23 protein-coding genes and 1 tRNA gene are annotated in these 25,616 nt (G+C 45.7%); 5 read left to right on the forward strand and 19 right to left on the reverse strand.

Features of this window, described 5'->3' with window-relative positions:
* Positions 1-71 precede the first annotated feature (71 nt).
* The 5 genes from QUB08_RS05220 (at position 72) to QUB08_RS05240 (ending at position 5,211) form a co-directional block, all read left to right on the forward strand.
* A complete protein-coding gene (locus tag QUB08_RS05220; RefSeq protein WP_333223768.1) occupies positions 72-374 on the forward strand; it encodes a type II toxin-antitoxin system RelE/ParE family toxin in 303 nt (100 codons plus the stop codon).
* Positions 371-688 carry a hypothetical protein gene (locus QUB08_RS05225; protein WP_333223769.1) on the forward strand — a complete coding sequence of 106 codons (318 nt, stop codon included), beginning with the start codon at positions 371-373 and terminating at the stop codon, positions 686-688. Before QUB08_RS05220 ends, QUB08_RS05225 begins: the two co-directional genes overlap by 4 nt.
* Positions 689-749: 61 nt before the next feature.
* A complete protein-coding gene (locus tag QUB08_RS05230) occupies positions 750-3,593 on the forward strand; it encodes a hybrid sensor histidine kinase/response regulator (RefSeq protein WP_333223770.1) in 2,844 nt (947 codons plus the stop codon).
* A gap of 334 nt (positions 3,594-3,927) precedes the next feature.
* Entirely contained in the window at positions 3,928-4,404 is a 477-nt protein-coding gene (locus QUB08_RS05235) for a chemotaxis protein CheW (RefSeq protein ID WP_333223771.1), read from the forward strand.
* Between the two features lie 66 nt (positions 4,405-4,470).
* Positions 4,471-5,211, forward strand: coding sequence for a pentapeptide repeat-containing protein (locus QUB08_RS05240; protein WP_333223772.1), 741 nt, complete (start codon positions 4,471-4,473; stop codon positions 5,209-5,211).
* 202 nt (positions 5,212-5,413) lie between these two features.
* Here the strand turns inward: QUB08_RS05240 and urtE are convergent, their stop codons facing one another.
* The 19 genes from urtE to QUB08_RS05335 form a co-directional block, all read right to left on the reverse strand.
* Positions 5,414-6,112, reverse strand: coding sequence for an urea ABC transporter ATP-binding subunit UrtE (gene urtE / locus QUB08_RS05245; RefSeq protein ID WP_333150800.1), 699 nt, complete (start codon positions 6,110-6,112; stop codon positions 5,414-5,416).
* Between the two features lie 93 nt (positions 6,113-6,205).
* A complete protein-coding gene (gene urtD, locus QUB08_RS05250; protein WP_333223773.1) occupies positions 6,206-6,952 on the reverse strand; it encodes an urea ABC transporter ATP-binding protein UrtD in 747 nt (248 codons plus the stop codon).
* A gap of 179 nt (positions 6,953-7,131) precedes the next feature.
* On the reverse strand, positions 7,132-7,860 hold the full coding sequence (locus tag QUB08_RS05255) for a TIGR00266 family protein (RefSeq protein WP_333223774.1): 729 nt from the start codon (positions 7,858-7,860) through the stop codon (positions 7,132-7,134).
* Positions 7,861-8,048: 188 nt separating this feature from the next.
* Complete coding sequence (gene urtC, locus QUB08_RS05260) at positions 8,049-9,191, reverse strand: urea ABC transporter permease subunit UrtC (RefSeq protein WP_333223775.1); 1,143 nt, start codon at positions 9,189-9,191, stop codon at positions 8,049-8,051.
* Positions 9,192-9,218: 27 nt separating this feature from the next.
* Positions 9,219-10,373 carry an ABC transporter permease subunit gene (locus tag QUB08_RS05265; RefSeq protein WP_333223776.1) on the reverse strand — a complete coding sequence of 385 codons (1,155 nt, stop codon included), beginning with the start codon at positions 10,371-10,373 and terminating at the stop codon, positions 9,219-9,221.
* A 375-nt stretch (positions 10,374-10,748) separates the two neighbouring features.
* Positions 10,749-12,068 carry an urea ABC transporter substrate-binding protein gene (gene urtA / locus QUB08_RS05270; protein ID WP_333223777.1) on the reverse strand — a complete coding sequence of 440 codons (1,320 nt, stop codon included), beginning with the start codon at positions 12,066-12,068 and terminating at the stop codon, positions 10,749-10,751.
* Positions 12,069-12,591: 523 nt separating this feature from the next.
* Positions 12,592-12,664 (reverse strand) — tRNA-Ala (locus QUB08_RS05275).
* Positions 12,665-12,784: 120 nt separating this feature from the next.
* A complete protein-coding gene (locus tag QUB08_RS05280; RefSeq protein ID WP_333223778.1) occupies positions 12,785-13,513 on the reverse strand; it encodes an HAD family phosphatase in 729 nt (242 codons plus the stop codon).
* A 150-nt stretch (positions 13,514-13,663) separates the two neighbouring features.
* Entirely contained in the window at positions 13,664-14,563 is a 900-nt protein-coding gene (locus QUB08_RS05285; protein ID WP_333223779.1) for a methyltransferase domain-containing protein, read from the reverse strand.
* Between the two features lie 101 nt (positions 14,564-14,664).
* The gene (locus QUB08_RS05290) at positions 14,665-17,232 is read right to left on the reverse strand and encodes an ATP-binding protein (protein ID WP_333223780.1); all 2,568 of its coding nucleotides are present in this window, start codon (positions 17,230-17,232) and stop codon (positions 14,665-14,667) included.
* 334 nt (positions 17,233-17,566) lie between these two features.
* Positions 17,567-18,292 carry a TVP38/TMEM64 family protein gene (locus tag QUB08_RS05295; protein WP_333223781.1) on the reverse strand — a complete coding sequence of 242 codons (726 nt, stop codon included), beginning with the start codon at positions 18,290-18,292 and terminating at the stop codon, positions 17,567-17,569.
* Between the two features lie 298 nt (positions 18,293-18,590).
* Positions 18,591-19,577: an arsenosugar biosynthesis radical SAM (seleno)protein ArsS gene (gene arsS / locus QUB08_RS05300; protein WP_333223782.1), complete on the reverse strand. Its 987-nt coding sequence runs from the start codon at positions 19,575-19,577 to the stop codon at positions 18,591-18,593.
* Between the two features lie 334 nt (positions 19,578-19,911).
* Positions 19,912-20,307, reverse strand: a complete 396-nt coding sequence (gene arsC / locus QUB08_RS05305) for an arsenate reductase, glutathione/glutaredoxin type (protein ID WP_006633827.1) — start codon at positions 20,305-20,307, stop codon at positions 19,912-19,914.
* Between the two features lie 36 nt (positions 20,308-20,343).
* Complete coding sequence (arsH, locus tag QUB08_RS05310) at positions 20,344-21,000, reverse strand: arsenical resistance protein ArsH (RefSeq protein WP_333223783.1); 657 nt, start codon at positions 20,998-21,000, stop codon at positions 20,344-20,346.
* A gap of 6 nt (positions 21,001-21,006) precedes the next feature.
* Positions 21,007-22,158 (reverse strand): ACR3 family arsenite efflux transporter, encoded by a 1,152-nt coding sequence (gene arsB, locus QUB08_RS05315; RefSeq protein WP_333223784.1) that lies wholly within the window; start codon positions 22,156-22,158, stop codon positions 21,007-21,009.
* 37 nt (positions 22,159-22,195) lie between these two features.
* Complete coding sequence (locus tag QUB08_RS05320; protein WP_333223785.1) at positions 22,196-23,224, reverse strand: PstS family phosphate ABC transporter substrate-binding protein; 1,029 nt, start codon at positions 23,222-23,224, stop codon at positions 22,196-22,198.
* 116 nt (positions 23,225-23,340) lie between these two features.
* The gene (locus tag QUB08_RS05325) at positions 23,341-23,682 is read right to left on the reverse strand and encodes a metalloregulator ArsR/SmtB family transcription factor (protein WP_333223786.1); all 342 of its coding nucleotides are present in this window, start codon (positions 23,680-23,682) and stop codon (positions 23,341-23,343) included.
* 282 nt (positions 23,683-23,964) lie between these two features.
* Positions 23,965-25,080, reverse strand: coding sequence for an inorganic phosphate transporter (locus QUB08_RS05330; protein ID WP_333223787.1), 1,116 nt, complete (start codon positions 25,078-25,080; stop codon positions 23,965-23,967).
* Between the two features lie 234 nt (positions 25,081-25,314).
* A complete protein-coding gene (locus QUB08_RS05335) occupies positions 25,315-25,569 on the reverse strand; it encodes a hypothetical protein (RefSeq protein WP_333223788.1) in 255 nt (84 codons plus the stop codon).
* Between the last annotated feature and the right edge of the window lie 47 nt (positions 25,570-25,616).

The following is a 25,616-nucleotide window of genomic DNA, read 5'->3' on the forward strand; positions in this document are numbered from 1 at the left end:
GGTTCGGGGTATTGTGGCAGTGTGCGATGATGAATGGTAAGATGGCTGAGTATTTGAAATATTTTTAGGTTGTGGCTATCGTGTTTGAGATTGAGTTTACAGACCAAGCGATTGAGGATTTGCAGTGGTTTAAGAAACACGAACAGAATGTAATTGTTGACGGTATTGAGGCTAACCTTTGTTATGAGCCCACTACTGAGACGCGCAACCGGAAAGCCCTGCGTCCAAATAATACAGCAGAATGGGAATTGAGATTGGGTGTATATCGCATTTTGTACAACGTTGACAAGCAAGTTAAAATTGTCAGTATAGAGCGCATAGCTGGCAAGCAGGGGAATAGATACATATTTCAAGGAGCAGAGGAAGAACTATGATGAACTGGGATTATCGAGTATTTTTTGAGGATGGCGGGTACACAATTCGCACGGTGTATTATGACGATAAGGGTGCGATCGCAGCCTGCTCTGAAAAAGAAACCGCACCTTTTGGAGAATCAGTGGAAGAACTTCAAGAAGAATTAAACCAACTCCTTGCTGCTCTAAAAAAACCAGTTATTTCGGCTGACGATGTGCCACCTCCAAGCGCTCGCCCGAAGGCAAAAAGAGGAAAATCATTGCAAGCAGTGCGGCAACAACTTGGCTTGGGATCGGAAATAACGAAAGAAAATTCCTTGAGTTCAAACGATTAGCAAAAAACCGAGGTTATCGGTAAGATTTCAAAACTACTGGCTGCTTATTTGGGCCGCTCATATGAATGATGACGATTTAAACGAATTAATAGATGCTTTTACCGCAGAATGCGAAGAGTTTCTCCAGTCAATGGAGACGAATCTCCTGGCGATGGAATCGGCGGGTTTGAAAGAGCGACAAGCGGCAGTTAAAGAAATGTTTCGGGCGGCTCACTCGATTAAAGGTGCGGGTTCGATGTTGGGCTTTAAAAACGTATCGGCGGCAGCTCACACGCTGGAGGACTGTTTTGTCATTTTGCGCGATCGCACAGACTTGTCAGCCCTGGAACCGACTACTGTGAGTGTTTTGCTGCAGGGGGTGGATGCTCTCAAAAAGATTACGATCGAATCAGTTCAACACTCCGATGTCACAACTCCGGATCAAACCGAAAACTTGGAGGCGATCGCCCAAATTTTCGCCCAGTTCCAGGCCAAGTACGGCAAGTCAGAACAGCAGCCAGTCCCTGCAGTCAGCCAATCGACCGCCCCGGAAACCCTGAAACAGATTTTTGAACAGCAAGTGCCGGCACTCTTCAATCGCCTAGAAACCGAGCTTTCCCAAGGTTCCGAAGCAGATTTGGCAACAAGCGTCACCGCCCTCAAGCAGGTTTACTACCAACTCTCCGGTTTGGCTGGAATGCTGCAATTGCCGGATTTTGGCAAAGTCGCCGCAGCCCTCAAAGATTTGATTGACTCTCCCGACTTGACTGTACAACGGTTGCAATCCGACGGTTTGACGATCGCCCAAAACTTGCAAACCGCACGCCAACAAATATTAGAAGGAAGGGCGATCGACATCCCCGAAATCTCCCCCTCTCCCACTCTCCCACTCTCCCCCTCTTCCACTCCCCCCGAAATCTCCCCCACTCCCACTCTCCCACTCTCCCCCTCTCCCACTCCCCCCGAAATCTCCCCCTCCTCGACTCTCCCAGTCCCCAACCCGCAAAGGCCGACAATCCGGGTAGACTTAGAACGCTTAACTGAATTGGTGAATCTAGTCGGGGAATTAGTCATCAACCGTACAAATTTAGAACTTCAAGAATCCGAACTGCGCGGCGAAGTCAAGCGCATCCGCCGCAATATCGTAGATTTGAACCAATTCGGCGGTCAGTTGCGAGAAGAATACGACAGACTGAGCTTTGCAGAGTGGAGAGGGGGAAACGGGAACTCTGGATTGGGAAAACTTGCCGCTGCAGAAACAGAATTCCCCATGATTGCTAACGGCAAATCCTCTCCGGTTCATGCTCACTTCGATATCTTAGAGATGGATCGTTATACAGAGTTCCACTCGACAGCCGCAGAAGTCATCGAAACTGCCCAAGCAATTTCTCAATCCGCCACCAAATTAGACACCTTAGCCATGAAATTCGAGCGCAGTACCGACCAACTGCGCCGCATTACCGAACAACTACGCAGCCGCGTCATGCAGTTGCGAGTCGTGAGTTTCAGTCGCGCCGTCGATCACTTGCCCAGAGCACTCCGGGAGATGTGTATCACATACGATAAAGATGTCAACCTGCTGCTAGTGGGAAGAGATACCAAAATTGACGAAAGTTTGCTCGACGCTTTGCGCGATCCCTTAATACACTTAGTGAGAAACGCTTTCGACCACGGCATCGAAATGCCCGAAGTTCGGAAAGCAAGCGGCAAGTCGGCCAGCGGTCAAATAGAAATAGAAGCCCGCCACCAAGGCGGCCAAACTATTATTACTGTCGCCGATGACGGCAAAGGCATTGACCCGGAAATGATTCGCCGTAAAGTTGTCACAAAGGGTTTGGCTACGGAGGAACAAGCTCAAGAATTTTCCATTGCCGAACTCTACGATTTTCTGTTTTGGCCGGGTTTCAGCACTACAGAAGGGGTCAGCGACCTTTCGGGGCGGGGAGTCGGGCTCGACGTGGTGCGAACAAATTTGCGGACTGTGCGGGGAACTGTGAAGGTAGACTCTCGCCTGGGAAAAGGTACGAGTTTTATTATTAAACTGCCACTGCTGCTGTCGATTACTGATGCCTTGATGGTGAAAACCGATCACAATAAAATAGCGGTGCCACTGGATGCAGTCGAGGAAATTCTGCACATTAAAGCCTCGGAAGTTCACATTGCCGGCAATCAGCCGATGCTGTGGTGGCGGGAGGAGTTTATTCGTTTGGTGAGAATGCAAGATTTGCTCGAATACAGCGTCCTCCCGCCGGATGCCCCCTCTCCTGACCCTTTGACCCAAGAGGAAATTCCCGTCCTGGTTTTGGCTTCTACCGAAGGAATGCTGGCGGTGGCAGTGGAACGGCTGATCGGTCAGCAGGAAATTGTGGTTAAACCTTTGCCACCGCCTCTATCCAAGCCTCGCGGCGTTTTGGGGACTACGATTTTGGGGGACGGGCGCGTGGTGAATATTCTGGATGTGGACGATTTGGTGGGCCAACCTGTGGTAAATAGTTCGATCGCCGCTATCTCCGGTAAAGTGCAGGAGATACCGGCGAGTGCGAGTCAGTCACCGCAGATTTTGGTAGTGGATGATTCCTATACAATTCGCCAGTTGCTGTCTCTGACGCTGACTCGTGCTCGCTACCGGGTGGTACAGGCTAAAGACGGTGTGGATGCCCTGGAAAAGTTGCAAAATGGTCTTGATTGCAGTTTGGCGATCGTGGATATTGAAATGCCTCGGATGGATGGATTTGAATTGTTGCGATCGATCAGATCGACCCAGCGGTTTGCTAAGATTCCCGTAGCCATGCTGACATCCCGTAGCGGGGCAAAACATCGGCAAATGGCAATGGAATTAGGCGCAAATCAATATTTCACGAAACCTTACAGCGAAGCCCAACTTTTACAAGCTATCCCAAAATTAATCCACCACTCAATAATTTAATCCACCCTCTAAAATTTCCCATCAAATAATCCCTAATCTCAAACAAAACTTAGGTCAAAAGTAATTGAACCCGCTAATTATACTTAAAAGCTACGCAGCAGACTCACCTACTAAAATCCAATAATCTTCAATCTAAAACCTAATATCTATTCCGGTTGTATCGGAATGATTAAACCGCTCTTGACGCAGAGGATACAGAGAAAGGGAAGAGAGAGATGAATAATTCCGATGCCAACGGAGTTGATATAAAATCAATAATCTTCAATCTAAAATCCAATAATCTTCAATCGAATAATCTTCAATCTAAAATCTAAAATCTAAAATCTAAAATCGCATGACTCACGCCAATTACAATCGCCGCTTTCGGAGCAATAAACAAGCGCCAGTTAGAATTTTTCCTAAAAAATTTGTTTCCTTTGAACTAGGAAATATTTACTATGCTGTTCCTATTGAACGAGTGGAGCGGATTGTTAAAAACTTTAATGCCTACGGTCTTTTACCTAACGGTAATAGTTTACTGCGGCATCAAGAAGAACTGATTACCATAATTAATTTATCCACAATATTTCCCAGCAGTCCGAGCATTGGTGAGTGCAAATACCTGATTATTTGTACCTTAAATAAAAGCGATCGGTTAGGGATTCCCCTTCCTGATATGCCAAAAATTTTGGAAATTACCGAAGAAAGCTTCTGCGAGATTCCAGAATTGTACCGTCAACAGCAACTGCCTCCGGTAATAGAAAAGTTAATTCGCGCACCTGATGGTTCCGAAGTTTTTTATCTGAATTTTGATCTATTTAGCGAAATGTAGGGAGTTCACTTTTCGAGGTATTATACCATATAAATGGTATTTGGGCAAACAAAAAGTGATTGATTTATGAAAAAACTCACAATAATGTCGATCGCGCTACTAATTTTTGCAGGAACTCTCGAACTGCCGAAGGTGGGGCTGCAACTAAGTGCGATCGGGCAAATAGAAACACCCCAACCAATCCAAACACCCCAACCCATCCCAACACCCCAACCCATCCCAACACCCCAACCCATCCCAACACCCCAACCACAAACACCCCAACCAATCCAAGCACCCCAACAAATCCAAACACCCCCAATACAAACACCCCAACCAAAAGCAGCCGATCCCAAAAACCTCGGCTACGTCTCCCCAGAATTTGCCGAAAATTTCTCCCAACAACAAATCGACCAAATCAACGCCAACGTCGAAACGCTGCTGCTAACTCAAAGCTGCTCCCGCTGCGACCTCCGAGCCGTAAAATTAGTTAACATTAACTTAAAAAATCCCATCCTTACAGGATCAGATTTATCAGATGCCAACCTCAGCGGTAGTCGCTTCGAGATCTCTGATTTTGTCAACACCAATCTAGCTCGCACAAACTTAAGCGGAGCCGAATTAGTAGGAGCGAGAATCAGCAACGCTAACCTCAGAAAAGCTAACTTGACAAAGACAAATCTAGACGGTGCAGACCTGCGATTTTCCGACTTGAGGGATGCCAATCTTTCCGATGCCAACCTCCGCAATGCTAATATAGATGGCGCTAGTATCGATCGAGCAAGTATGGCCGGCACCACAATGCCCGACGGCCGAAAAAATCAATAATATAGTCTCGTTTCCGGCGCGATTGAAATCGCTTCTTGTCCAACAAAGTGGGGATGGTGCGCCGACTGCATCCATTCCAGGCTCTGCCTCCTTGTTCCCAGGCTCTGCCTGGGAATAAATAGCTAGAGGCTCTGCCTCATTTCCAGATTGTTAATTAATCCGTGTATCCGTGTCCAAATCCGTGTCGTGCCTTCCTTCTGAATCAAACAGCCAAAAACCTCTGAATCACCTCATCACTTAACTCGCTTGTGCTTCCCGAAGCCACAATCCCCCCTTTTTGCATAGCATAATACCAGTCAGCTTGCCGCACAAAATGCAAATGTTGCTCCACCAACAAAACAGAAATCCCCCTAGTCGCAACCACGCGGCGCACTGCAGCTTCAATATCTAAAATAATCGATGGTTGAATCCCCTCCGTAGGTTCATCCAAAACCAGCAACTGCGGCTCACCCATCAAAGCCCTAGCAATAGCTAACTGCTGCTGCTGTCCCCCGCTCAAATCACCTCCCAGGCGATCGAGCATAGTTTTCAAAACCGGAAATAACTCAAAAATTTCATCAGGAACTTCAGGATTTTTGGTTTTGCTTGGTTTCGCTTCCAAACCTAACAAAAGATTTTCTTTTACAGTCAAACGTGGAATAACTTCACGCCCTTGAGGCACATAACCAATGCCTAATCTAGCCCGCTGGTAAGTCAACTTAGAAGCAATAGATTCTCCGCCAAAAGCAATAGTGCCACTGCGCGGTTGCAGCAACCCCATAATCGTTTTTAGCATCGTAGTTTTGCCCACACCATTGCGGCCGATCAAGCAAACCATTTGCCCCGCCATGACGCTTAAATCGACATCGCGCAAAATGTGACTTTCGCCGTAATAAACATTCAAATTAGATACTTGTAGCATAATTATTTACTGTTGACTGTTGACGGTTAACTGTTCACTGTTGACGGTTGACTGTTGACTGTTCACTGTTGACGGTTGACTGTTGACTAATAACTATTCTTCCGGTTTTCCCAAATATACCTCAATTACCCGATCGTCATTTTGCACCTCATCCATAGTCCCCTCACACAAAACCGCACCCTGATGCAACACCGTCACCTGTCGCGCAATTTGCCGCACAAACTCCATATCGTGTTCAATTACCAACACCGAATGACTTTCGGCCAACGAAATCAGCAACTCTCCAGTTAACATCGTTTCCTCATCCGTCAAACCCGCCACAGGTTCATCTACCAACAACAAATCAGGAGATTGAGCCACCAACATTCCAATTTCCAACCATTGCTTTTCCCCGTGAGAAAGCAAACCCGCCGAAATATCAGCCTTAGCAACTAAACCAATTGTTTCTAACAAACCAGAAACCGTGCGTTTTTCAGCAGCAGAAGCAGGCTGAAACAAAGTCGAAAAAACATTTTTATCGCGGCTGCAAGACAATTCCAAATTTTCGCGTGGCGTTAAATTCAAGTAAACTCGCGGCGTCTGAAACTTGCGACCAATTCCCAAGCGCGAAATCCTATCTTCCGACAACTTGCGTAAATTTTGTCCCTTAAATAACACCCTGCCCTCTGTCGGCTGCACCTTCCCGGTAATTGAATCTAGAAAAGTTGTTTTACCCGCACCATTGGGGCCAATAATAACTCGCAGTTCGCCCGCATCCATGCTGAAATTTAAACCGTTGATGGCTTTAAAACCATCAAAACTCACAGTCAAGTTTTCTATTTCTAATACTTTTCCATTCATAGGTGATTTCTCCGGGTAGGGTGCGTCAGTTAACAGTCTCTGGGTAAGCCGGAAAATCTGTGGGCTGACGCACCTGACAGCGCTGATTTTCTCTGAGAAGGTGCGTCAATTAAAAGTCTCTGGGTAAGCCAAGAAATCTGCGGGCTGACGCACCCTACACAAGCACATAAACGGTTATTTTACTCTAAACTAAAACTGCTCGAACTGCTCGACATTGGAGGTGGAGAAGCAGCCATAATTCGCTCAGCTAACTTCGAGAGCGGCAGACTTTGCAAATACACTTTTCCAGGCCCGGTTAGCTTAACTAAAAACAAGCCTTCACCACCAAATAGAGCATTTTTAAACCCGCCCACAAACTGAATATCGTAATCTACAGTCGGCGCAAAAGCTACCAAACAACCAGTGTCCGCTCGCAACACTTCGCCAACTCCCAAATTTTTCTCAACTATTGTTCCTCCCGCATGAACAAAAGCTAGCCCGTCACCCTGCAATTTTTGCAGAATAAAACCTTCTCCGCCAAAGAAACCGGCACCGAGCCGCTTGGTAAATGCTACCTCAATTTCAATGCCGTTGGCCGCACAGAGAAATGAGTCTTTTTGACACAAAAATTTACCGCCAAGTTGGCCTAAATCGAGGGGAATTACTTTACCCGGATAGGGGGCGGCAAAAGCGACGCGGGCCTTGCGATTTCCGGCGTTGACAAAGGTGGTAATGAAAAAACCAGCTCCTGTCAGCATCCGTTTGAAACCTTGAAATAAGCCGCCACCTGTGGATGTTTGCATTTGGATGTCGCCTTCCATGTATGTCATGGTTCCAGCTTCAGCCCTGACGCCTTCTTTGGGGTCGAGTTCAATCTCGATGAGCTGCAAATCGTCGCCGTAGATTTTGTAGTCAATAATATCTGCCATATGTTGCCCCTCAAGTTAAAGAACGAAGCTACTTGCTACGAATATCTAAGTAGGTACATATATATTACGTTTCCTCAGACAGAGATAAACACAGCGTTTGTCAAGTCTATTGCGATTGCTTTGTTTGTCTGTTGTAGGTGAAATTTATTTATGTCAGCCTACTTATAAATTACACGATATTTTTGCACTCAATGTTCAAGTTCTTCTTTTTCGAGCTGTACTTGGGGGTCTTGTTCCAGGCTGGGATAAGTAGATGCGTACTTGGGTCTTCTGAACAAGCTGCGGATTTGGCCGAAACCTTGATGTTGCAGCCATCCGACTAAGCCGTCGGGCAGAACAGTGACTACTATGAGGAATAGCGCACCTTGGAAAAACAGCCAAACTTCGGGGAATTGTTCGCTCAAGAAACTTTTGCCAAAGTTGACTAGCAGTGTTCCCAATATTGCTCCCGATAATGTGGCGCGACCTCCCACTGCGACCCAGATTACCATTTCAATTGAAAAGGCAATATCCATTGCTTTTGGCGAAATGATTCCGGTTTGTACGGTAAATAATGCGCCTGCAATCCCAGCTAAACCGGCGGAAATTGCAAAGACTAAAACTTTGTAGCCTGTGGGATTGTAACCAGAGAAACGCAGGCGCACTTCGTCGTCGCGAATGGCTACTAGCAGCCGGCCAAAACGCCCGCTGGTCAGCCATCGGCAGAGGGCGTAAGTTGCTGCTAAAAATAGTATGGTGAGAATGTAGAAAATATATTGAGTATCTCGGTCATTGACTGTGGCTCCGAACAAGGTTTTAAAGTCTGTGAGTCCGTTGGTGCCGTTAATCAGTTTTTGCTGACCGTTAAAGAAGTTGAAAAATACAATGGTTGCTGCTTGGGTGAGAATTGAAAAGTAAACGCCTCGAATTCGATTGCGGAATACTAAATAACCTAAAAGTGCGCCCAAGATGGCGGGGATGAGAACTACTGCTAATGCTGAGAAGGGAAATGAATAAAATGGTTGCCAAAACCAGGGGAGTTCGGTAACGCCGTAGAGGTTCATAAATTCTGGCAATTGACTGCTGGCGGTTGGGGGAATTTGCAGTTTTAGGTGCATGGCGAAGGCGTAGCCGCCGATCGCAAAAAATACGCCGTGCCCTAAACTAAGTAAACCTGTGTATCCCCAAATCAAGTCTATGCCGAGGGCGGCAATTGCTAGTGCTAAAAATCGCCCCAATTGATTGAGCCGAACGTCGGGGAGTATTCCTGGGAGGAGTAAGATGAATGTGAGGGCGATCGCGCTGACAATTGCCGCTTCTTTTAGCCAGGGTTTTTGATGTTTGTTCTGCATTTTTCGCTACACTCGCAGTTGTAATTTTTAATTTTCTACCGTCCGCCCTTTTTGCGGGAAAATCCCTCCCGGCTTCACTTGCAGAAAAGCCATAATTAAGGCGAATACCATTACTTTTGCCATGCTGGTTGTGGCGAAAAATGTGAAGAAGTCGGCTAAAGGCTTGACAGGAGCGAACATTAATGCTAAGGTTCCCGAACCGATCAGGTAATTTGCAGTGCCGATCGCGATCGCAGCAACTACACTCCCCACAATCTTGCCGACACCGCCCACAACCACCACCATAAACGTATCGACTATATAATTTTGTCCAGTATTTGACCCTACCGAACCAATCAAACTAATCGCGCACCCAGCGACACCAGCCAGCCCCGAACCCAAAGCAAAAGTCAGCGCGTCTACTTGTTCGGTAGGAATACCCAAACACGCACTCATGCTGCGATTTTGCGTCACGGATCTAATCCGCAATCCCCACACAGACTTTTGCAAAAATAGGTAAATTCCCGCCAAACAAATTCCTGTCAGCACAATAATAAAAATTCGGGCGTAGGGCAACTGAAAATTGCCCAGCGGTATGCCACCGCGCAACCATTTCGGTGCAGTTACGTCCACATTTTGAGCGCCAAACCAAGGTTGAGTTACTGCCAGTTTGTAAGTTTGCCCTAAAAAGGCGCTCACCGCCCAGGAAATACCCAAAGATAAAGGCAAAATTAGGGCGATAATTTTGTTACGAATGCGATCGAAATCCAGGCGCGATTTCAGCACCCGCAAACCGCCAAAAAACAGCAAACAAAACACCGCAATCCCAATTACCAGCACCCAACTAACGCTGCGGACAAACTGCTGCAAAATTAAACTTACGCCCCAAGTTGCCAGCAAAGTTTCTAGCGGCCGCCCGTAAAGATAGCGAATCACTCCGCGTTCGAGAATTAATCCTACCAATGCAGCTACTAAAAAAGCTAGGGGAATCGCAAAGAAAATATAGGTTTCAAAAGCAAATCCTCCGATACCTTTGAAGACATTTTGCACGACGAAAGTTGTATAAGCCCCCAGCATCATCAACTCGCCGTGAGCCATATTAATCACGCCCATCAGCCCGAAAATAATCGCTAGTCCCAGGGCTGCAATTAGTAAAACCGCGCCGATGCTAATGCCGTTAAATAAACCATCTAATATCGCCACTTTTGTTACTCCTGCATCGAGTCGGTCAACTTTGTTCGCGGATAATTAGGGGCGGATTTTACCCCATTGGTGTCAACTTAGAACTAAAACCCTCTGTATATTTCGCTTGTAGCCGAGTCTCGATCCCCCTAAATCCCCCTTAATAAGGGGAGTAGGGGTTGACTTTGAAGAGTCCAGTTCCCCCTTAATAAGGGGAGTAGGGGTTGACTTTGAAGAGTCCAGTTCCCCCTGATTAAGGGAGTAGGGATTGACGAAAGAATGCTCTTACTCCCCCCTTATTAAGGGGGGGCGGGGGGGATCTCCGCGTTTAAAGACACACCCTAGGGGGATAAAAGATACGTTGCCAACGTGAACAAAATTGGTATTACCTACTTATTAAGCTTTGAATTTTCCACCTTTTGCGGGGTCTGACCAATCGCAAGCAAAGCCTTTTGTCTCAGCGACAAATTGATTCCAAGGCACCGGCTTTACTACTGCGGGCGTAGCAAAAGCGATGTTAAATAAACCGTCGTCTCTCACTTCGCCTAAGCGCACAAATTTAGAAAGGTGATGGTTAACATCCATCGTTACTGTGCCCCCCGGCGCGTCAAAGGTTTGACCCAAAGCGGCCGCCCGTACTTTTTCCAAATCGTCGGCTGTCCCTGCTTTTTCGACAGCTTGCTTCCACAGGTAAACCATGATGTAAGCTGCTTCCATCGGGTCATTTGTCACTCTATCTTTGCCGTATTTTGCCTTGAAAGCTTCCACAAATTTTGTATTGGCCGGAGATTCCACAGTCATGAAGTAATTCCAGGCGGCGTAATGACCTTTGAGGTATTCTACGCCGATCGCCTTTACTTCTTCTTCAGCAATACTGACAGACATTGACGGATATTTGTCCGGCCCCAAACCTGCACCCTGCAACTGTTTGAAAAAGGCTACGTTGCTGTCGCCGTTGAGGGAATTAAAAATGACGCCGCCGTCGGGCAAAGCTGCCTTAATTTTAGTAATAATTGGCGTGACTTCTGTCCCGCCCAAAGGGATGTAATCTTCCCCAACTAATTCGCCGCCTTTGGCTGCTAGCTGTGCCTTGATAATGGTATTTGCCGTGCGGGGAAAAACGTAGTCAGACCCGACTAAGAAGAATTTTTTCCCTTTATTTTCTAGCAGCCAGTCAACTGCTGGTTCGATTTGCTGGTTCGGCGCCGCCCCAGTATAAAAGATATTCTTGGAACACTCTTGACCCTCGTATTGTACAGGATACCAGAGCATATGATTTTTTTCTTCAAATACTGGTAATACTGCTTTGCGGCTGGCGGATGTCCAGCAGCCGAAGACGGTGACAACTTTATCTTGGTCGATCAATTTTTTGGCTTTTTCTGCAAAAGTCGGCCAGTCTGAGTTGCCGTCTTCTATGACTGCTTCGATTTGTTTTCCGAGGACACCCCCAGCTTTATTAATTTCTTCGATCGCTAATTGTTCGGCATCGACAACGCTTTTTTCGCTGATTGACATTGTGCCGCTCAAGGAATGCAAAATTCCTACTTTGATCGTGTTTCCGCCCCCGGCTGCTGCTGGTGTACTTCCTGTTGATGTGGGAGAAGCGGCTGGAGTTGCTGTTGGAGTGGGAGTTCTACAAGCTTTGAGAAATAAACTTGATGTGAGGGTAGCAGAACCGTATAAAAGAAATTTCCGCCGATCAAATCGCTTTGTCATTTTTTCTGGTTACTCTTGAATAGATGAGTCAGATGATTGAGAATAATAACACATAGCGACTTGATATTAAGACTCGCTTCAGCAGACTGTTGTATTTTTAGCTACAAAACTTATTGTTTGTGACAAATTGAATGTTTTGTGGGGATTGAGGCAACTGCAACAGAAACCGGGCTGAAACCATGTTAGATTTTAGATTGACTGATGACATCAGGGTTGCGATCGCGGGCTTACCGGATTTTTTGGGAAAACCGGGTTTAAACACCAAAATACGTCTTTTCAGGAATTAGTGTGTAATTAGAAACCCGGTTTCTTTACATAAATTATCTTATTAATGATACCAGTTAGGTATAAACCGGGTCGATCGCACAAAATAGAAACCGGGTCGATCGCTCTCAACAGTTTATTGATGCTAAAACTTAGGCAGCAACCGGGTTGATCGCATAAAATAGGCGAGTATCAAAGCAGGTGACGATCGCACTTCGCTTTTAGTACGATCGTCACCTGTAGAAATGCCCCTGATTTATGGAGAATAGCGGACTCGAACCGCTGGCCTCTGCGGTGCGATCGCAGCGCTCTACCAACTGAGCTAATTCCCCTGATTGAGTTTTAATTTAGCATTTTAGATGCCGGATTGCCGAATCTAAAAGGCTTACAGGTCTTGCTTGCTCTAATGTTCGCAGACCGTCACCTACACTACCACGTAACTGCTAAAAACGTCAAGTGTTTTCCGCAGCCGGCTCAGTGGGGGCGATCGAGCAAAGTTGGGCCACTCTGTCCAACTCTAAATCAGCAAAATAGTCCACCGTCCAATTAGCTTGGCGCTGGATCATGTGAAACGGGTAAGTGTGAGTCACACCCGCTACCTGAATCCCCGCTTTTTTCGCCGCTTCAATCCCCGCAAAACTATCTTCCACCGCCAAACACTCGATCGGTTGCAGGTTAAAGTCGGGATATTTCTGGTTGAGAAGTTCCACAGCCAATAGATAGCCGTCAGGTGCTGGTTTGCTCGCCCTCAAGTCGTCGCCTGCGACAATTAACTCAAAGTTTGCTGCCAAACCGGCCCGATTTAACACCAATTCTATATCCGATCGCATTGCCCCGCTAACTACAGCCATTTTCAGTCCTGCGACCCGAATTTTGTCAATAAATTCTGCCAAACCCGGATAAATCGGCAGTTTCTCCAAAGTATCTATTTGAGCTTTGTAAGCTTCGGCCTTGCGCTGCAGCAGTCGATCAAGATATGTTTCTGTTAGATATCGTCCCCGGCGCTCCAGCAGTTCAGTAATGCAAGCGCGATTGCTCTTTCCCAAACAAACTTCTCGAACCTCCCCACGTTTGAGCTGGAGATTTTCATCGAGCATCAGTTGATCGATTATTTTCTCGTGAATTGGCTCGTCATTAATAATAACGCCATTAAAATCAAATAAAACTGCTTTTAGAGTCATTAGTCATTAGTCATTAGTCATTAGTCATTAGTCATTAATCATCAGTCATTAGCAAGTTAGTAGGGGCGGGTTTTACCAACCATCTCAACCTAAAACTAACCATCTATGAAACCCGCCCCCAAAGGGCGAAAAATACACCTCAACAATACATCAAGCGGGAGCTGGAATGCCCGGTAAATCGCCATCAAAATCAGGAGTTCGATCGCCCCAATTCCACCCCCTCGCCACCCGCACCTGTTCCAAATCTTCCCCAGGCAAAGGTTTCACGCCCTGCGTCACCTGATTCGTCCACCAGTGTTCGTGAGTTTGCACCGCCGCGAATCCAGCCGCTCCCGCCCAAGCATCGAGGCTGCCAGCCGCGTAAGACTTAATATAAGGCTCTTCAAAGATATCAGTCAGCCACTCTGTCTGCCGCAAAGTTTTTTGATTTCCGTCCAAAATTGCCACTTGTCCCCCAACCTTCAGCAGTCGGAAGCTTTCTCGCAAAATTGCCCGCGATACAGCAGGTGGCGTCTCGTGAAACAGCAAGGAAGCTGCGACTAAATCGAAGCTGCCATCAGGAAAAGCAACGCTTTCGGCATTTCCGTGCAACCACTGGATATTTAAGCCGGCTTTTTGCGCTTTCATTTCGGCAACTACCAGCATATAAGGCGACAAGTCCAGCCCGACAACTTCCGCTTCGGGAAAAGCTTGCTTGAGCATGAGCGTTGTCGAACCGGTGCCACATCCCAAATCGATAATTCGGCGCGGTTTCACCCGCACAGCGTCAATTAAGCCTTGTCTGACGACTGTTTCGTGGGGAGGCAAAACATATTGCGTGATTGGATCGTAGGAAACGGCGGCACTGGGGTTGAGGTAGCCGCCTTTAATGCCGTGAAAGTTTTGGCTGCTGTAATATTCGGGATAAACTAGGTCGGGTTGTCGGTAGCGATCGCCCGCTGTTTCCCAGTCGATGCCTTCGTAGAGTCGTTTCAGTGCTTGTTCGTCGATCGCCAGTCGCATCAGGGGCGACAAAAAGCGCTCGAAAATTGTATCCTTGCCAACAGCCATAAAACTCCTTTAACAAAAACTCTTCTAATTTTAGCGAACGGCCGTAAATTTAGCATTAATTAAAGCTGTTTGTCCCCTCGAACTTCTATCCCTTACCTTTGTTACAAAATCCCTTGGCTTCCTTCCCTCTTCCTGCTTGCTTCTTGCTGCTCGTTACTAATAGGAATTTTTACCAAAAACTCCGTACCCCCGCCCGGATGTTTAGAAATTTTGATGCTGCCGCCATGTCCATCCACTACAATTTTGTAGCTAATAGCTAACCCCAAACCAGTGCCTTTGCCCACCTCTTTAGTAGTAAAAAATGGGTTAAAAATTTTTTCTTTAACACTGTCGGGAATGCCGGGCCCGTTGTCGGCGATCGCCACTTTCAGAAATTTACCGCCATGTTCGCGAACTACTCCCGTGGAAATTGTAATGATTTTATCCAGGCGATCGATATCGTTCAAGGCATCGATCGCATTACTCAGCAAGTTCATAAACACCTGATTGAGCTGAGACGGGTAGCATTCGACTGAAGGCACTTTTCCGTATTTCTTGACTATATAAATTCTATTTTTAATGCGGTTGGAGAGCAGCAGCAAGGTATTTTCTATACCTTCGTGAATATCCGCCTGCTTTTTGTCAGATTCATCCAGGCGAGAAAAGTTTCGCAAAGAAAGAACTATGCTGCGAATGCGTTCGGTTCCTATTTTCATAGAATTCAATATATGCGGCAAATCCTCCTCGATAAATTCTAACTCGATTTCTTCGCTAAATTCTGCGATTTCCTGGGGAACCTCTGGGAAGGCTTGTTTGTATAAACTCACCAACTCTAATAAATCTTTAGTATATTTGCTGGTGTGAGGCAAATTAGCCGAAATAAAGTTAACGGGGTTGTTGATTTCGTGCGCTATTCCAGCCACCATTTGACCTAGGGATGACATCTTTTCGCTCTGCACTAAATGAGTTTGAGTTTTTTTCAGTTCATTTAAGGCACTATTAAGCAGTTTTACTTGGTCTTGGGTTTGACTGTAAAGGTGAGCTTGAGTAATTGCGATCGCCAGTTGGTCTGCTACAGCTTTTAACAGTTGAATTTCCTCCCGACTCCAAAGCCAATGAGTAGCGTGGCTGCAAATTAAATAACCCTGCGGCTGGTTCTGAGTCTGGACAGGTACGGCTAAATAGCTATTAGCTTTAAGTTCCGGCGGTTGAGTTACACCCTCCGCCCAAGTGTCGCTCGAAAGAATAATTGGTTCGCCTTTACCACTCCGTACTAACACATTTTCGAGAAAGTAAGACTCAAAATTTATGGCTTGTGTCGGAGAATCAGATGGGCAACATTCCCACAGGATTTGTAACGTTTTTTCTTGCGGTTTGTACCAACCAAAAGCCCCCCGTTCTAGGTGCAGCAAACTTACTATTTCTTCGACTGTACTTTGCACAATTTGGTCTAATTCCAGGGAAGCGCGAATGCGTCCAGCAATCCGGTTGAGCATGGCTTCTCGCTCCGCTTGAGCGCGATTGTTTTCGGAGGAGTAAATTAGCCAAATTGCTGCTAGCATTGCCGGGACGAGCAGTCCGGCGACTACGGATGTCAGCAAATTTAATGCTTGCAGTTGGGATTCAATATTTTCGCGGGGAATTACTAAAGCCATCGACCAGTTAACTTCCTTGAGGGGTGCGTAGGCTACATACACCCATTTGTTATCTATTTTTACCAGTTCGATGTTCGTCTGGCGGTCGATCATCTGCCGCGCAATTGTGGAGAGTGCGGGGTCTTTTGACTGTAAAAAGCTTGGGGCAGGGCGATCGATATTTCCGATTAAGTTAATGTTGGGATGAACAATTGGCACTCCTTGTGAATTGAGCGCAAAAGCATAACTGTCGGAACCGTACAGCAAGCTGTTAGCGACAGATGTTACTCGGTCTAATTTAATGCTACCCGATAGGACTCCAATTACTTGATTTGGAGCGGGAGGTAAAGCCCAAATAGGAGCTGAAATGATGATCGTCGAAACTTTTGTACTGCGGCCGATCAGCGGGTCGGAAACGTTGAGCTGCCCGGCCATTGCTTTTTGAAAGTGTTGGCGGTCTTTAGTGTTCGCGCGGTTGCCTAAAGTGTTGATAAATGAGCCGTCAGGTTGAGTTAATGACAGGACGAAATACTCTTTTAATCTGTATATTTCTCCTTGTAACCGGGGTTCGACTAATTGCCAATTGAGAGTGCCAACCGTAGGATCGTAAGCAATGGTTTCTATTTCTGCTTTGCGGCTGCTTAGCCAGCGGTCGATTTCATCGGTGCCTTTTTCTAGTTTTAATAGTGCTATTTGCTTTAAATTGTCAAGGATTAGCCCGCGCACAAAAAAATAGCTGATGCAAGCAGTTGTGCTAATGGTTAAAGCGGTGGTAGCCAGAATTAGCAGGGTCAGCAAATGGCGGCGCTGCCGTCTGTGCTGCCAAAGACTGTGCGCTTGCTGCCACCCTGATTGAGCAGAATTGCTGATGTTCTCCCAAAAGTGGCGCAGCTTTTTTGCTTGGTGGGGTGGCGGCGCAGACACAGATCCGGCTTGATTTGCTGGGTTTTGCATCATCAAATGTTCTCTCCGAATCAAATTCATCAAACGGTATTGGTCATTCGGCAGAATTAATATCAGCCAAGTCGTGAGACCACTTTCTGAAAATAATGCCACTGTAGGCCGGTGATCCCAACCCTGCTAGGCATCAGTCATTCGCAATCTCAAATCTCTAATCTCAAATTTAAAATGGTATGACTTGCATTCCTGACTGCAAACAATTCTTATTCCGATCGCACGCTCGCCTTCTATTTTGGCATCAGCTTTATATTTTGACCTTCGGTTTACCTAATTGAGGTAACTGCTTTACGATATCTTTAATATCTATCTCTTTTGTATAACAAAATAATTATAAATAACACAGAGAAAACACGGAGTTTTTTAAATTAGCAATGTATTATAATGTGTGGGCTAAAGTCTCTTGACATTTTTACTAATTTGTGCTGTGGTTTCAATGGGAAATTTTTTCGTCTAAAGCTTTTTTGGCCAAGCGGGTTGCATAAACGGTGAGGGCGATCGTTGCTAGCAAACCAATGCCGTAGAGAGCCCACTCAGCAGCAGTGCGCGATCGACCTGGCGATCCGAGTGCAGCCAAACTCCCAGCCAGGGAACCGATATAAACATACATGACTGTTCCGGGAATCATGCCGATCCAAGATGCCAAAAAATAGTCTTTTAAAGATACCTGCGTGACTCCAAAAGCATAGTTAAGCAAATTAAACGGAAAAATGGGAGAAAGCCGCGTCAGCAAAACAATTTTCCATCCTTCAGAGGCAACTGCCGAGTCGATCGCCTTAAATTTTTGATTGCCCTCTATCTGTTTGGAAACCCAGTCGCGAGTTAAATACCGCCCTACCAAAAAAGCGCAAGTTGCACCTAAAATCGAGCCGATGGAAACACAAACCGAACCGCCAACGACTCCAAACAAAACGCCCGAACCGAGAGTCAGCAAAGAACCGGGGATAAATAGAACTGTTGCGACAATGTAAATTAGAATAAAAGCTGCCGGGCCCCAAGGGCCGAGACTAGCGATCGACTCCAGGGCATTTTTCAGAATTCCTTGGAAGTTAAAAAACTTAGTCGCCACAATCAAAGCCACAGCTAAACCAATCCCTAAAATCAGCTTCCACCTATTTGATGGCGGCGGATTTTCATCGGGCGATCGCGAATCATTCATTACCTAAACTCCCCAGTCTAAATTGCATACACCGTCGTTTCCAGGGTAGGGACACGGCACTGCCCAAAGCGTGTCAACTTAAGCTGTTAGCCCGCCAAGTCCATCCGCCCACCCGCCAGTCCGCCAGGGGTTGAAACCCCTGTCTAATAGCGAAAGTCCTCTCAAGAGGACTAATAACTTCTTCAGTCCTCTGAAGCGAGGACTTTAGCTTTGAGGCTCTTGTTGAAACCCCTGCCGGACTATGGGTTCTACCTTAACTTGACACCTATGGGCTCTTGGAGTGTCCCTACTGTATTGCTCAAATCAAAGTACCGCCACAGCTAGAACCGCTACCCGCCGTACAGCCGTAACAATAAGCAGCCGTTTGCACCTCTTGAATCACATCTAAACTGCCAGATGCGAGCAATTTAGCAGTATTTATTTTTTCCCCACTGCCAGTTTTCGCCGGCAGATTTTCCATCTGGTTAAAATCGCAGTCGTAGACATTGCCCAAATAGTCGATCGACAATTCGTTACGGCACATTAAATGTTCCAGAGTACCGGGATTAAAATTATCTTCCAAAAACCCCAGATAAGGCTTGTGAAGTTTCTTATGTTCCAAATGAAACTTCGTCCGTCCCACCGGCAAATTAGTAATCGCGAACAATTGATTAAAACAAATCCCAAAATGTTCGGCTAAATAAACCTTGTAATCTTGCTCTAACTTGCCTTGTTCCGGTGTTAGGGAAAACTTGTCTGTTGCCGGCACTTGTGGATTGTACACCAAATCCAGAGTTAAATTTGGGTTTTTCCCGTATCCCAACTGATTTAGCCTTTGCAGCGCCCGAATCGAACTGTCAAAAACACCGTTACCGCGCATTTTGTCCACATTGTCAGCTTGGTAGCAGGGAAGCGACGCCACAATTCTGAGTTGGTGTTGCGCGCAATATTCGGGAATATCTTCAAAACCTTTTTCAAAGTAAATCGTCAAATTAGAACGAACAATTACCTCTTTACCTGCCGCCCTGGCAGCTTCCGCTAGCGGTTTAAAACCGTAAAGCATTTCGGGAGCACCGCCGGTGAGGTCAACAGTTTGAATTTGAGGAAAGCGGCGAATGATTTCAATTAATTGGTCGCAAATTTCCGGGGAAAGTTCTTCTGTTCGTGTCGGGCTAGCTTCTACGTGGCAGTGAGTGCAAGCGAGGTTGCAGCGTTTGCCGAGATTAATTTGTAAAACTGTAATCTGCTTTTTAGTTAAAGCTGAGTTAATTTTGTTTTTGAAAGGGGTGACTGCTGTCTGAATCATGTGCTAACCTTTTGGTCTGTGCTCGCAACGAATGTAGAGGCGTTCCGGGGGAACGCCTCTCATAATTTAGCACTAATTATTTGGATGCGACAGAGCCAAATTTGAATTCTTGGCTACAAAGTTAATTGAAAATCACATCTTGCACTATTTTTAAGAACAGGCAAGATGCCTGTTCCACAAAAAGATGCCTGTTCCACAAAAAGATGCCTGTTCCACAAAAAGATTAATTTTCTTGTGGAACAGGCATCTTGCCTGTTCATAAAAGGCTTATTGACAATACTGCAAGAGCTGAGTTAAAACCGACAAGGCAAGAATTATCATTTTGAGACTAATCTTACTTTAGAGAGTCCACTAATGTTTCAACTCGTGCTTTAATTTCATCTCTAACGCGGTGAAAAGTTTCGATGGGTTGTCCGTCGGGATCGTCGAGTTGCCAATCTTCAAACACTTCTCGCAATACCCACGCTTCGGGTAAATTCACGCCGCAGCCGCAGAGAGAAATTACTGCATCGTAGTCTTCTGCATTGAATTCGCTTAATGGGTTGGATGTTTGATCGGTGATGTCAATGCCGATTTCTGACATGACTTGAATTGCTGTTGGATGAACTCTGCTTGATTCTAACCCGGAACTGGTGACTCCAATCTTGCCGGCGCCGATGGTTTTAGCGAATCCTTCTGCCATTTGCGATCGGCAGGAGTTTCTTTTGCAAACAAACATTACTTTTTTCATGGTTTTTGTTGGTTGTTGGTTGTTAGTTGTTAGTTGTTAGTTAGATGTTTCAAGGGCGCGATTTGCTAGGGCGATCGCCTCTTTAGCTGCTTGTTCCTTGCGTTCGCTGTAGCGATCGGTCAAATAGTCGGTTTGCTCCCGCAACAGCAAGGTAAACTTGTACAGTTCCTCCATTACGTCGATCGCGCGATCGCGATAAGGCGAATCCTTCATCGTCCCATCTTCATTAAATTCCTGATAAGCCTTAGCAACCGAAGACTGATTCGGAATCGTAAACATCCGCATCCAGCGGCCCAAAATTCTCAAAGTATTCACAGCATTAAAAGACTGGGAACCGCCGCTGACTTGCATCACTGCCAAAGTTCGACCTTGAGTTGGTCTGACGGCCCCAATATTTAAAGGAATCCAGTCAATTTGGTTTTTCATAATGCCAGTAATATTACCGTGCATTTCTGGACTAGACCACACTTGACCCTCCGACCATAGGCTCAATTCTCGTAATTCTTGAACCTTCGGATGCGTATCGGGAACGCTACCATAAATCGGCAATTCTAGAGGATTGAAAAACCTAACTTCGGCACCGAAAGCCTCAATAATTAGAGCCGATTCTTCCGCCAACAAGCGGCTGTAAGAACGCTCTCTTAACGAGCCGTATAAAAAGAGAATTCGGGGTTTATGAGTAAAGTCGTTCATGAGATTCTAGCAATTGGAATTGGGCAGACAACGAGGGTCTCGCAGCGAGGCACTTTCTGGTTTTCGCGGAAACCAAAATGCTGTTCGCTTGCAGAATTCTACTAACATTAACATCACTGGAACCTCAATTAAAACACCCACAACTGTAGCCAAGGCTGCACCTGAGTTTAAGCCAAACAGCATCACAGCCGTAGCAATCGCTACCTCAAAATGATTGCTGGCCCCAATCAGCGCGGCCGGTGCTGAATCTTCGTAGCACAGGTTGAGTTTTAAAGCTGCTACATAAGAAATCAGGAAAATGAAGTTTGTCTGGATAAACAGAGGCACAGCAATTAAAAGAATATGCAGAGGATTGTTGACAATCAACTCTCCTTTGAAGGCAAACAAAAGAATTAGCGTAATCAAAAGGGCAGCCGTAGCAACTGGACTCAGATATTGCATAAACTCTCGTTCAAACCATTCTCGCCCTTTATGTTTAAAAATCCAGAAACGGCTATACATTCCGGCGGCTAAGGGCAAACCGACATAAATCAATACAGACAATACTATTGTCTGCCAAGGAACAACTAAATCATTGGCTGCTAACAGCCATCTGCCTAATGGTGCATATAAAAACAGCATTGCTAGGGAATTAACGGCAACCATAACGAGGGTATGTCCTTGATTCCCGTAGGAGAGATATCCCCACATTAAAACCATCGCAGTACAAGGGGCAATTCCTAATAATATTGTACCCGCAATGTAGGAACTAGCGATGGAGACTTCACTGCCCCGAATTATTTCGGTGCCGGTAATGAGGGGGCGAAATAGCCAACCTAAGAAAAACTGAGAAAAGGCTACCATTGTCAATGGTTTTATGAGCCAGTTGACGACTAATGTTAAAATCACTGGTTTGGGCGTTCGCGCTGCATTAGCTGCCTGAGTAAAGTCAATTTTTACCATGATGGGATACATCATAAAAAATAGACAAATGGCAATAGGAATTGACACCTGATAAACGCTCAGATTATCAAGGGTGACGGCGACGCTGGGGAATAATTTACCGAGAATAATACCGCCTAAAATGCAAAGAAATACCCAAAGGGTGAGATATCTTTCAAAAAAACTGAGCTTGCTTCCTGCTTTGACAGGTGGGTTAGTTGCTTGAGGATGATTCATTTTAGTTAACTGGTAAGTGAAAATTCATGAGAAAAAATTAAAATTTTGCCTCTTTTCGTAATAACTCTCCAATGGTTAAGTCAAACCTAGCTTGACCATCGAAGAAAGTCCCAACTTTGCCATTGTAGAAATTCTTGTAAATCAGTTGATAGCCTTCGCTTGGTAGGGGAATGTAACCGACCGACTGGACTAAACTTGGTGCTTTTTTCATGTAGAATTGCACAAACTCGCCCACCTCTGGTTTATTTTGGACAGCGGTGTAACTGACATAGATAAAAAGAGGTCTACCGAGGGGTTGATATTGAGCGTTTTCTACAGTTTGTATGCTGGGTAGAACTGGCCCTTTACCATTGTCTATTCCTAATGCTTTTAATTGATTTTGATTGGTTTCGTAATAGCTTAATCCAAAGTAACCCAAGGCATTTGGATCTTTGATAACTCCTTGGGCTAAAACATTATCATCTTCACTAGCTGTATAGTCGGTACGGCTGGATTTCGCAGTACCTACTGTTGCTTCTGTGAAGTAGTCAAATGTACCGGAATCTTTGCCTGCACCGTAAAGGGTTATAGGTTGATTTGGCCAATTAGGTCGAATCTGATTCCAGCGGGTAATTTTTCCTTGGGCGGCGGGTTCCCAAAGTTTTTTTAGTTCGGCTACTGTGATGTCTTTTGCCCAGCTATTTTGGGGATTGACTACTACTGTTAGCGCGTCAAAGGCGACTGGTAATTCGTAGTAGCGGATGCCTGCTTTGTTGCAGGCTTCCATTTCCCCTGCGCTGATGGGGCGCGAGGCGTTGCTGATGTCTGTTTCGCCAGCACAAAACTTTCTAAACCCTCCACCTGTACCGGAAAATTCAACAGTAATTGATGCTTTTTTGGGATTGGTATTTTGATATTCTTTGGCGATCGCATCCGTAATTGGATACACAGTGCTGGAACCGTCTATTTTAATGCTTTGCGATTCTGGCGACTGGACTTGTCCGCAGGAGTTGAGAAGCCCGATCGCACCTATGGTCAAAGCAATTATACTTAGTGCGAAAGCCTTGGGCTTTTCTGCTGGCTTCATTGACCTCACCCAATGTCATAACTAAGGGGTACACTGGAATCATATCAATAAAATTTGATATGTCAAGTATGAGGGAAGACAAATAGCCCATAAACACATTAAGAAATGTTGATGGGTTAATCTGCGTCCGAACAGGGGCGCGCCGGCAGGATCTGGCTGAAACGGCGGTATTCGGCGAGGTACTGTTCGAGGGCGATAAACTGAGCTAAATTGAGGCTGTAGTAGATCCAGCGCCCTTCTTGGCGGCTGCGAACTAAACCGGCTTCTTTTAGGGTTTTGAGGTGGAAAGAGAGTTTAGGCTGGGGGACAGACAGCCGATCGCACAAATCGCACACACACAACTCCTGTTCCCGCAGCAACTCGAGAATCTGAAGCCGCAAAGGCTCGGAAAGAGCGTGAAAGCCAGCAGCAATCAATTTATCTGCAACAGGTAGCGCGATCGTCGAATTTTTAACCATAAATTACCCTTAAATTTTTATTCAAAAACTCCCGGCACGATTTCTTGTTTTTACCGTTAGATTTCATAACGTTATCCTTTGATGGCAATCCCAAATCAACTGCGAACTCATTCTCTTCTCTTCTAGGACTAAGGAATGAGAATTAAATAACTTACAATGCGTGATGGTTCTTGTGGGATGGGCGTCCCGCCCGTCCAGAAAGGGCGGGCGGGACGCCCAACCCCTACTCCCCACTTTCAAGAGTGTAAATTATTTAATTTGCGCTCCTAACGATTAATTCTCTTACCGATGCAACACCAAGTAAGCACAGCCGCTGATTAGCGCAGCAATTGGCAAGGTCAAAATCCATGATAGTAGAATCTGATAGAAAACGCGCACATTAGCTTTTTTTGAAATCAATCCCACACCAAAGATTGAACCTACCGAAACATGGGTAGTAGAAACTGGAAGTCCATAGCGACTGGCACCAATAACTAAAAATCCCGTCACTAAGTTTGCCACAAGTCCTTGACCTGTATTCATTGCTGTCAGCTTTTTGCTCATTGTTTCGGCAACTTTTTTAGCATTCAATAAACCGCCGATCGCCATTCCCAAAGCTACTGCTAAACTTCCCCACTGAACTGATATTGATTGACCGACTAACATGAGCGAAACAATTTTTGGGGTGTCGTTCAATCCTCTGGCAAAACTGACGATTCCCGCACTCATAAAATGGCAAACATCCACTAACTTTTGGCTAGGAATTTGTAAGAAATTTCCCTTGTACCTTTGCGTACATTTATCTAGAGAATCGACCGCGACATCAGCGGTTGTGATGCACTTAATTATGTTAGTTCCATCGGGTTGGGGAATGGGAATAATCTGTTGAGTTTGACCAGCGCAAATACACCATTCTTTCTCGATTCCTAAATAAACTCGCAGGTAGCGAGACAACCCATAAATTAAAGCTCCTAATGCCACCGCAATCATCGGACTCAGCAACAAAGGCATTAGAAAAGTTTTCTGCAATGCAGTAAAATTAACTTCGGTACTAATTGCTACTAAACCTGCACCTACAAGAGCGCCTGTAAGACCGTGAGTTGTGGAAATAGGGAATCCAGTTAAGGTAGCAAGAATGACGGTTAAACCAGCAGCGATCGCGACTGCTAAATGAAAATCTTGACCATTGGCGATCGCGTCTGGCACTAATCCTTTTCCCGAAAAGCTTTTTACCAGAGTTTCTGCTAGAAAAATAGAAAATACTGAACCTGCAAAAGTTGTGAGCGTTGCCCAACCAATTGCTGTTTTATAGTTCGTCGTCTGACTGCCAAACAGTGTCGCCACGCCTTTAAAATTATCATTAGCACCATTGCAGTATGCTAAAAAAAAGGTGGCAATAAATAGCCCAATAAGTAACATTTTCTATACTCTGAATAAGTATGGTTTATTTAAAACTGTTTTTGGCCGGGGCCGCTACAGCACCGAATTTGATTGTATAGACACAGTTGCCTCAAATAAAATAAGGAAAATATTAAGATTTCTTTGGAAGGCGAGCGATCGCATCCTAATTTCGCGCCAGCAACACGGGCACGATATTGAACGATACTATAATTAAGGCTGGGCGATCGCTTCCGGTACGCTCAACCCACCGATTCACTTAGGATTTTGTACCCTTGCTGGCACATCTGTCAGTCCCGCCTTCTGCATCAGCGAAATCACCCCTATAGACAGAATTCCCCCAATAATTGCCCCAACAACTACCAGGATAATAAAGACTTTTTGCAGAGTTTTTTTAGTAGCTGGGTGGTACTGTTTCGGCAATGGTTCACCTTGCTCGTCAACTTCTTGCTCCAAGGGGTCTAGGGGATTGGAGGGATTTGAGTTAAAGGGATTGGGTGCTTGATTCATGGTTAGTTTGGGTTAAAGGAGATCGACAACTATTTTAACTTGCGATT

Source organism: Microcoleus sp. BR0-C5 (assembly GCF_036705045.1).
Taxonomy (GTDB): domain Bacteria; phylum Cyanobacteriota; class Cyanobacteriia; order Cyanobacteriales; family Microcoleaceae; genus Microcoleus.

Bases quoted from the DNA above. Each gene is read 5' to 3' on its own strand.
- urtD (WP_333223773.1), bottom strand. From the start codon at position 6,952: ATGAATGGAAAAGTATTAGAAATAGAAAACTTGACTGTGAGTTTTGAT.
- QUB08_RS05240 (WP_333223772.1), top strand. From the start codon at position 4,471: ATGAAAAAACTCACAATAATGTCGATCGCGCTACTAATTTTTGCAGGA.
- QUB08_RS05320 (WP_333223785.1), bottom strand. From the start codon at position 23,224: ATGAAGCCAGCAGAAAAGCCCAAGGCTTTCGCACTAAGTATAATTGCT.
- QUB08_RS05255 (WP_333223774.1), bottom strand. From the start codon at position 7,860: ATGGCAGATATTATTGACTACAAAATCTACGGCGACGATTTGCAGCTC.
- QUB08_RS05295 (WP_333223781.1), bottom strand. From the start codon at position 18,292: ATGAATGATTCGCGATCGCCCGATGAAAATCCGCCGCCATCAAATAGG.
- QUB08_RS05280 (WP_333223778.1), bottom strand. From the start codon at position 13,513: ATGACTCTAAAAGCAGTTTTATTTGATTTTAATGGCGTTATTATTAAT.
- urtC (WP_333223775.1), bottom strand. From the start codon at position 9,191: ATGCAGAACAAACATCAAAAACCCTGGCTAAAAGAAGCGGCAATTGTC.
- QUB08_RS05285 (WP_333223779.1), bottom strand. From the start codon at position 14,563: ATGGCTGTTGGCAAGGATACAATTTTCGAGCGCTTTTTGTCGCCCCTG.
- arsC (WP_006633827.1), bottom strand. From the start codon at position 20,307: ATGAAAAAAGTAATGTTTGTTTGCAAAAGAAACTCCTGCCGATCGCAA.
- urtA (WP_333223777.1), bottom strand. From the start codon at position 12,068: ATGACAAAGCGATTTGATCGGCGGAAATTTCTTTTATACGGTTCTGCT.
- arsS (WP_333223782.1), bottom strand. From the start codon at position 19,577: ATGATTCAGACAGCAGTCACCCCTTTCAAAAACAAAATTAACTCAGCT.
- arsB (WP_333223784.1), bottom strand. From the start codon at position 22,158: ATGAATCATCCTCAAGCAACTAACCCACCTGTCAAAGCAGGAAGCAAG.
- arsH (WP_333223783.1), bottom strand. From the start codon at position 21,000: ATGAACGACTTTACTCATAAACCCCGAATTCTCTTTTTATACGGCTCG.
- QUB08_RS05330 (WP_333223787.1), bottom strand. From the start codon at position 25,080: ATGTTACTTATTGGGCTATTTATTGCCACCTTTTTTTTAGCATACTGC.
- QUB08_RS05325 (WP_333223786.1), bottom strand. From the start codon at position 23,682: ATGGTTAAAAATTCGACGATCGCGCTACCTGTTGCAGATAAATTGATT.
- urtE (WP_333150800.1), bottom strand. From the start codon at position 6,112: ATGCTACAAGTATCTAATTTGAATGTTTATTACGGCGAAAGTCACATT.
- QUB08_RS05225 (WP_333223769.1), top strand. From the start codon at position 371: ATGATGAACTGGGATTATCGAGTATTTTTTGAGGATGGCGGGTACACA.
- QUB08_RS05230 (WP_333223770.1), top strand. From the start codon at position 750: ATGAATGATGACGATTTAAACGAATTAATAGATGCTTTTACCGCAGAA.
- QUB08_RS05335 (WP_333223788.1), bottom strand. From the start codon at position 25,569: ATGAATCAAGCACCCAATCCCTTTAACTCAAATCCCTCCAATCCCCTA.
- QUB08_RS05235 (WP_333223771.1), top strand. From the start codon at position 3,928: ATGACTCACGCCAATTACAATCGCCGCTTTCGGAGCAATAAACAAGCG.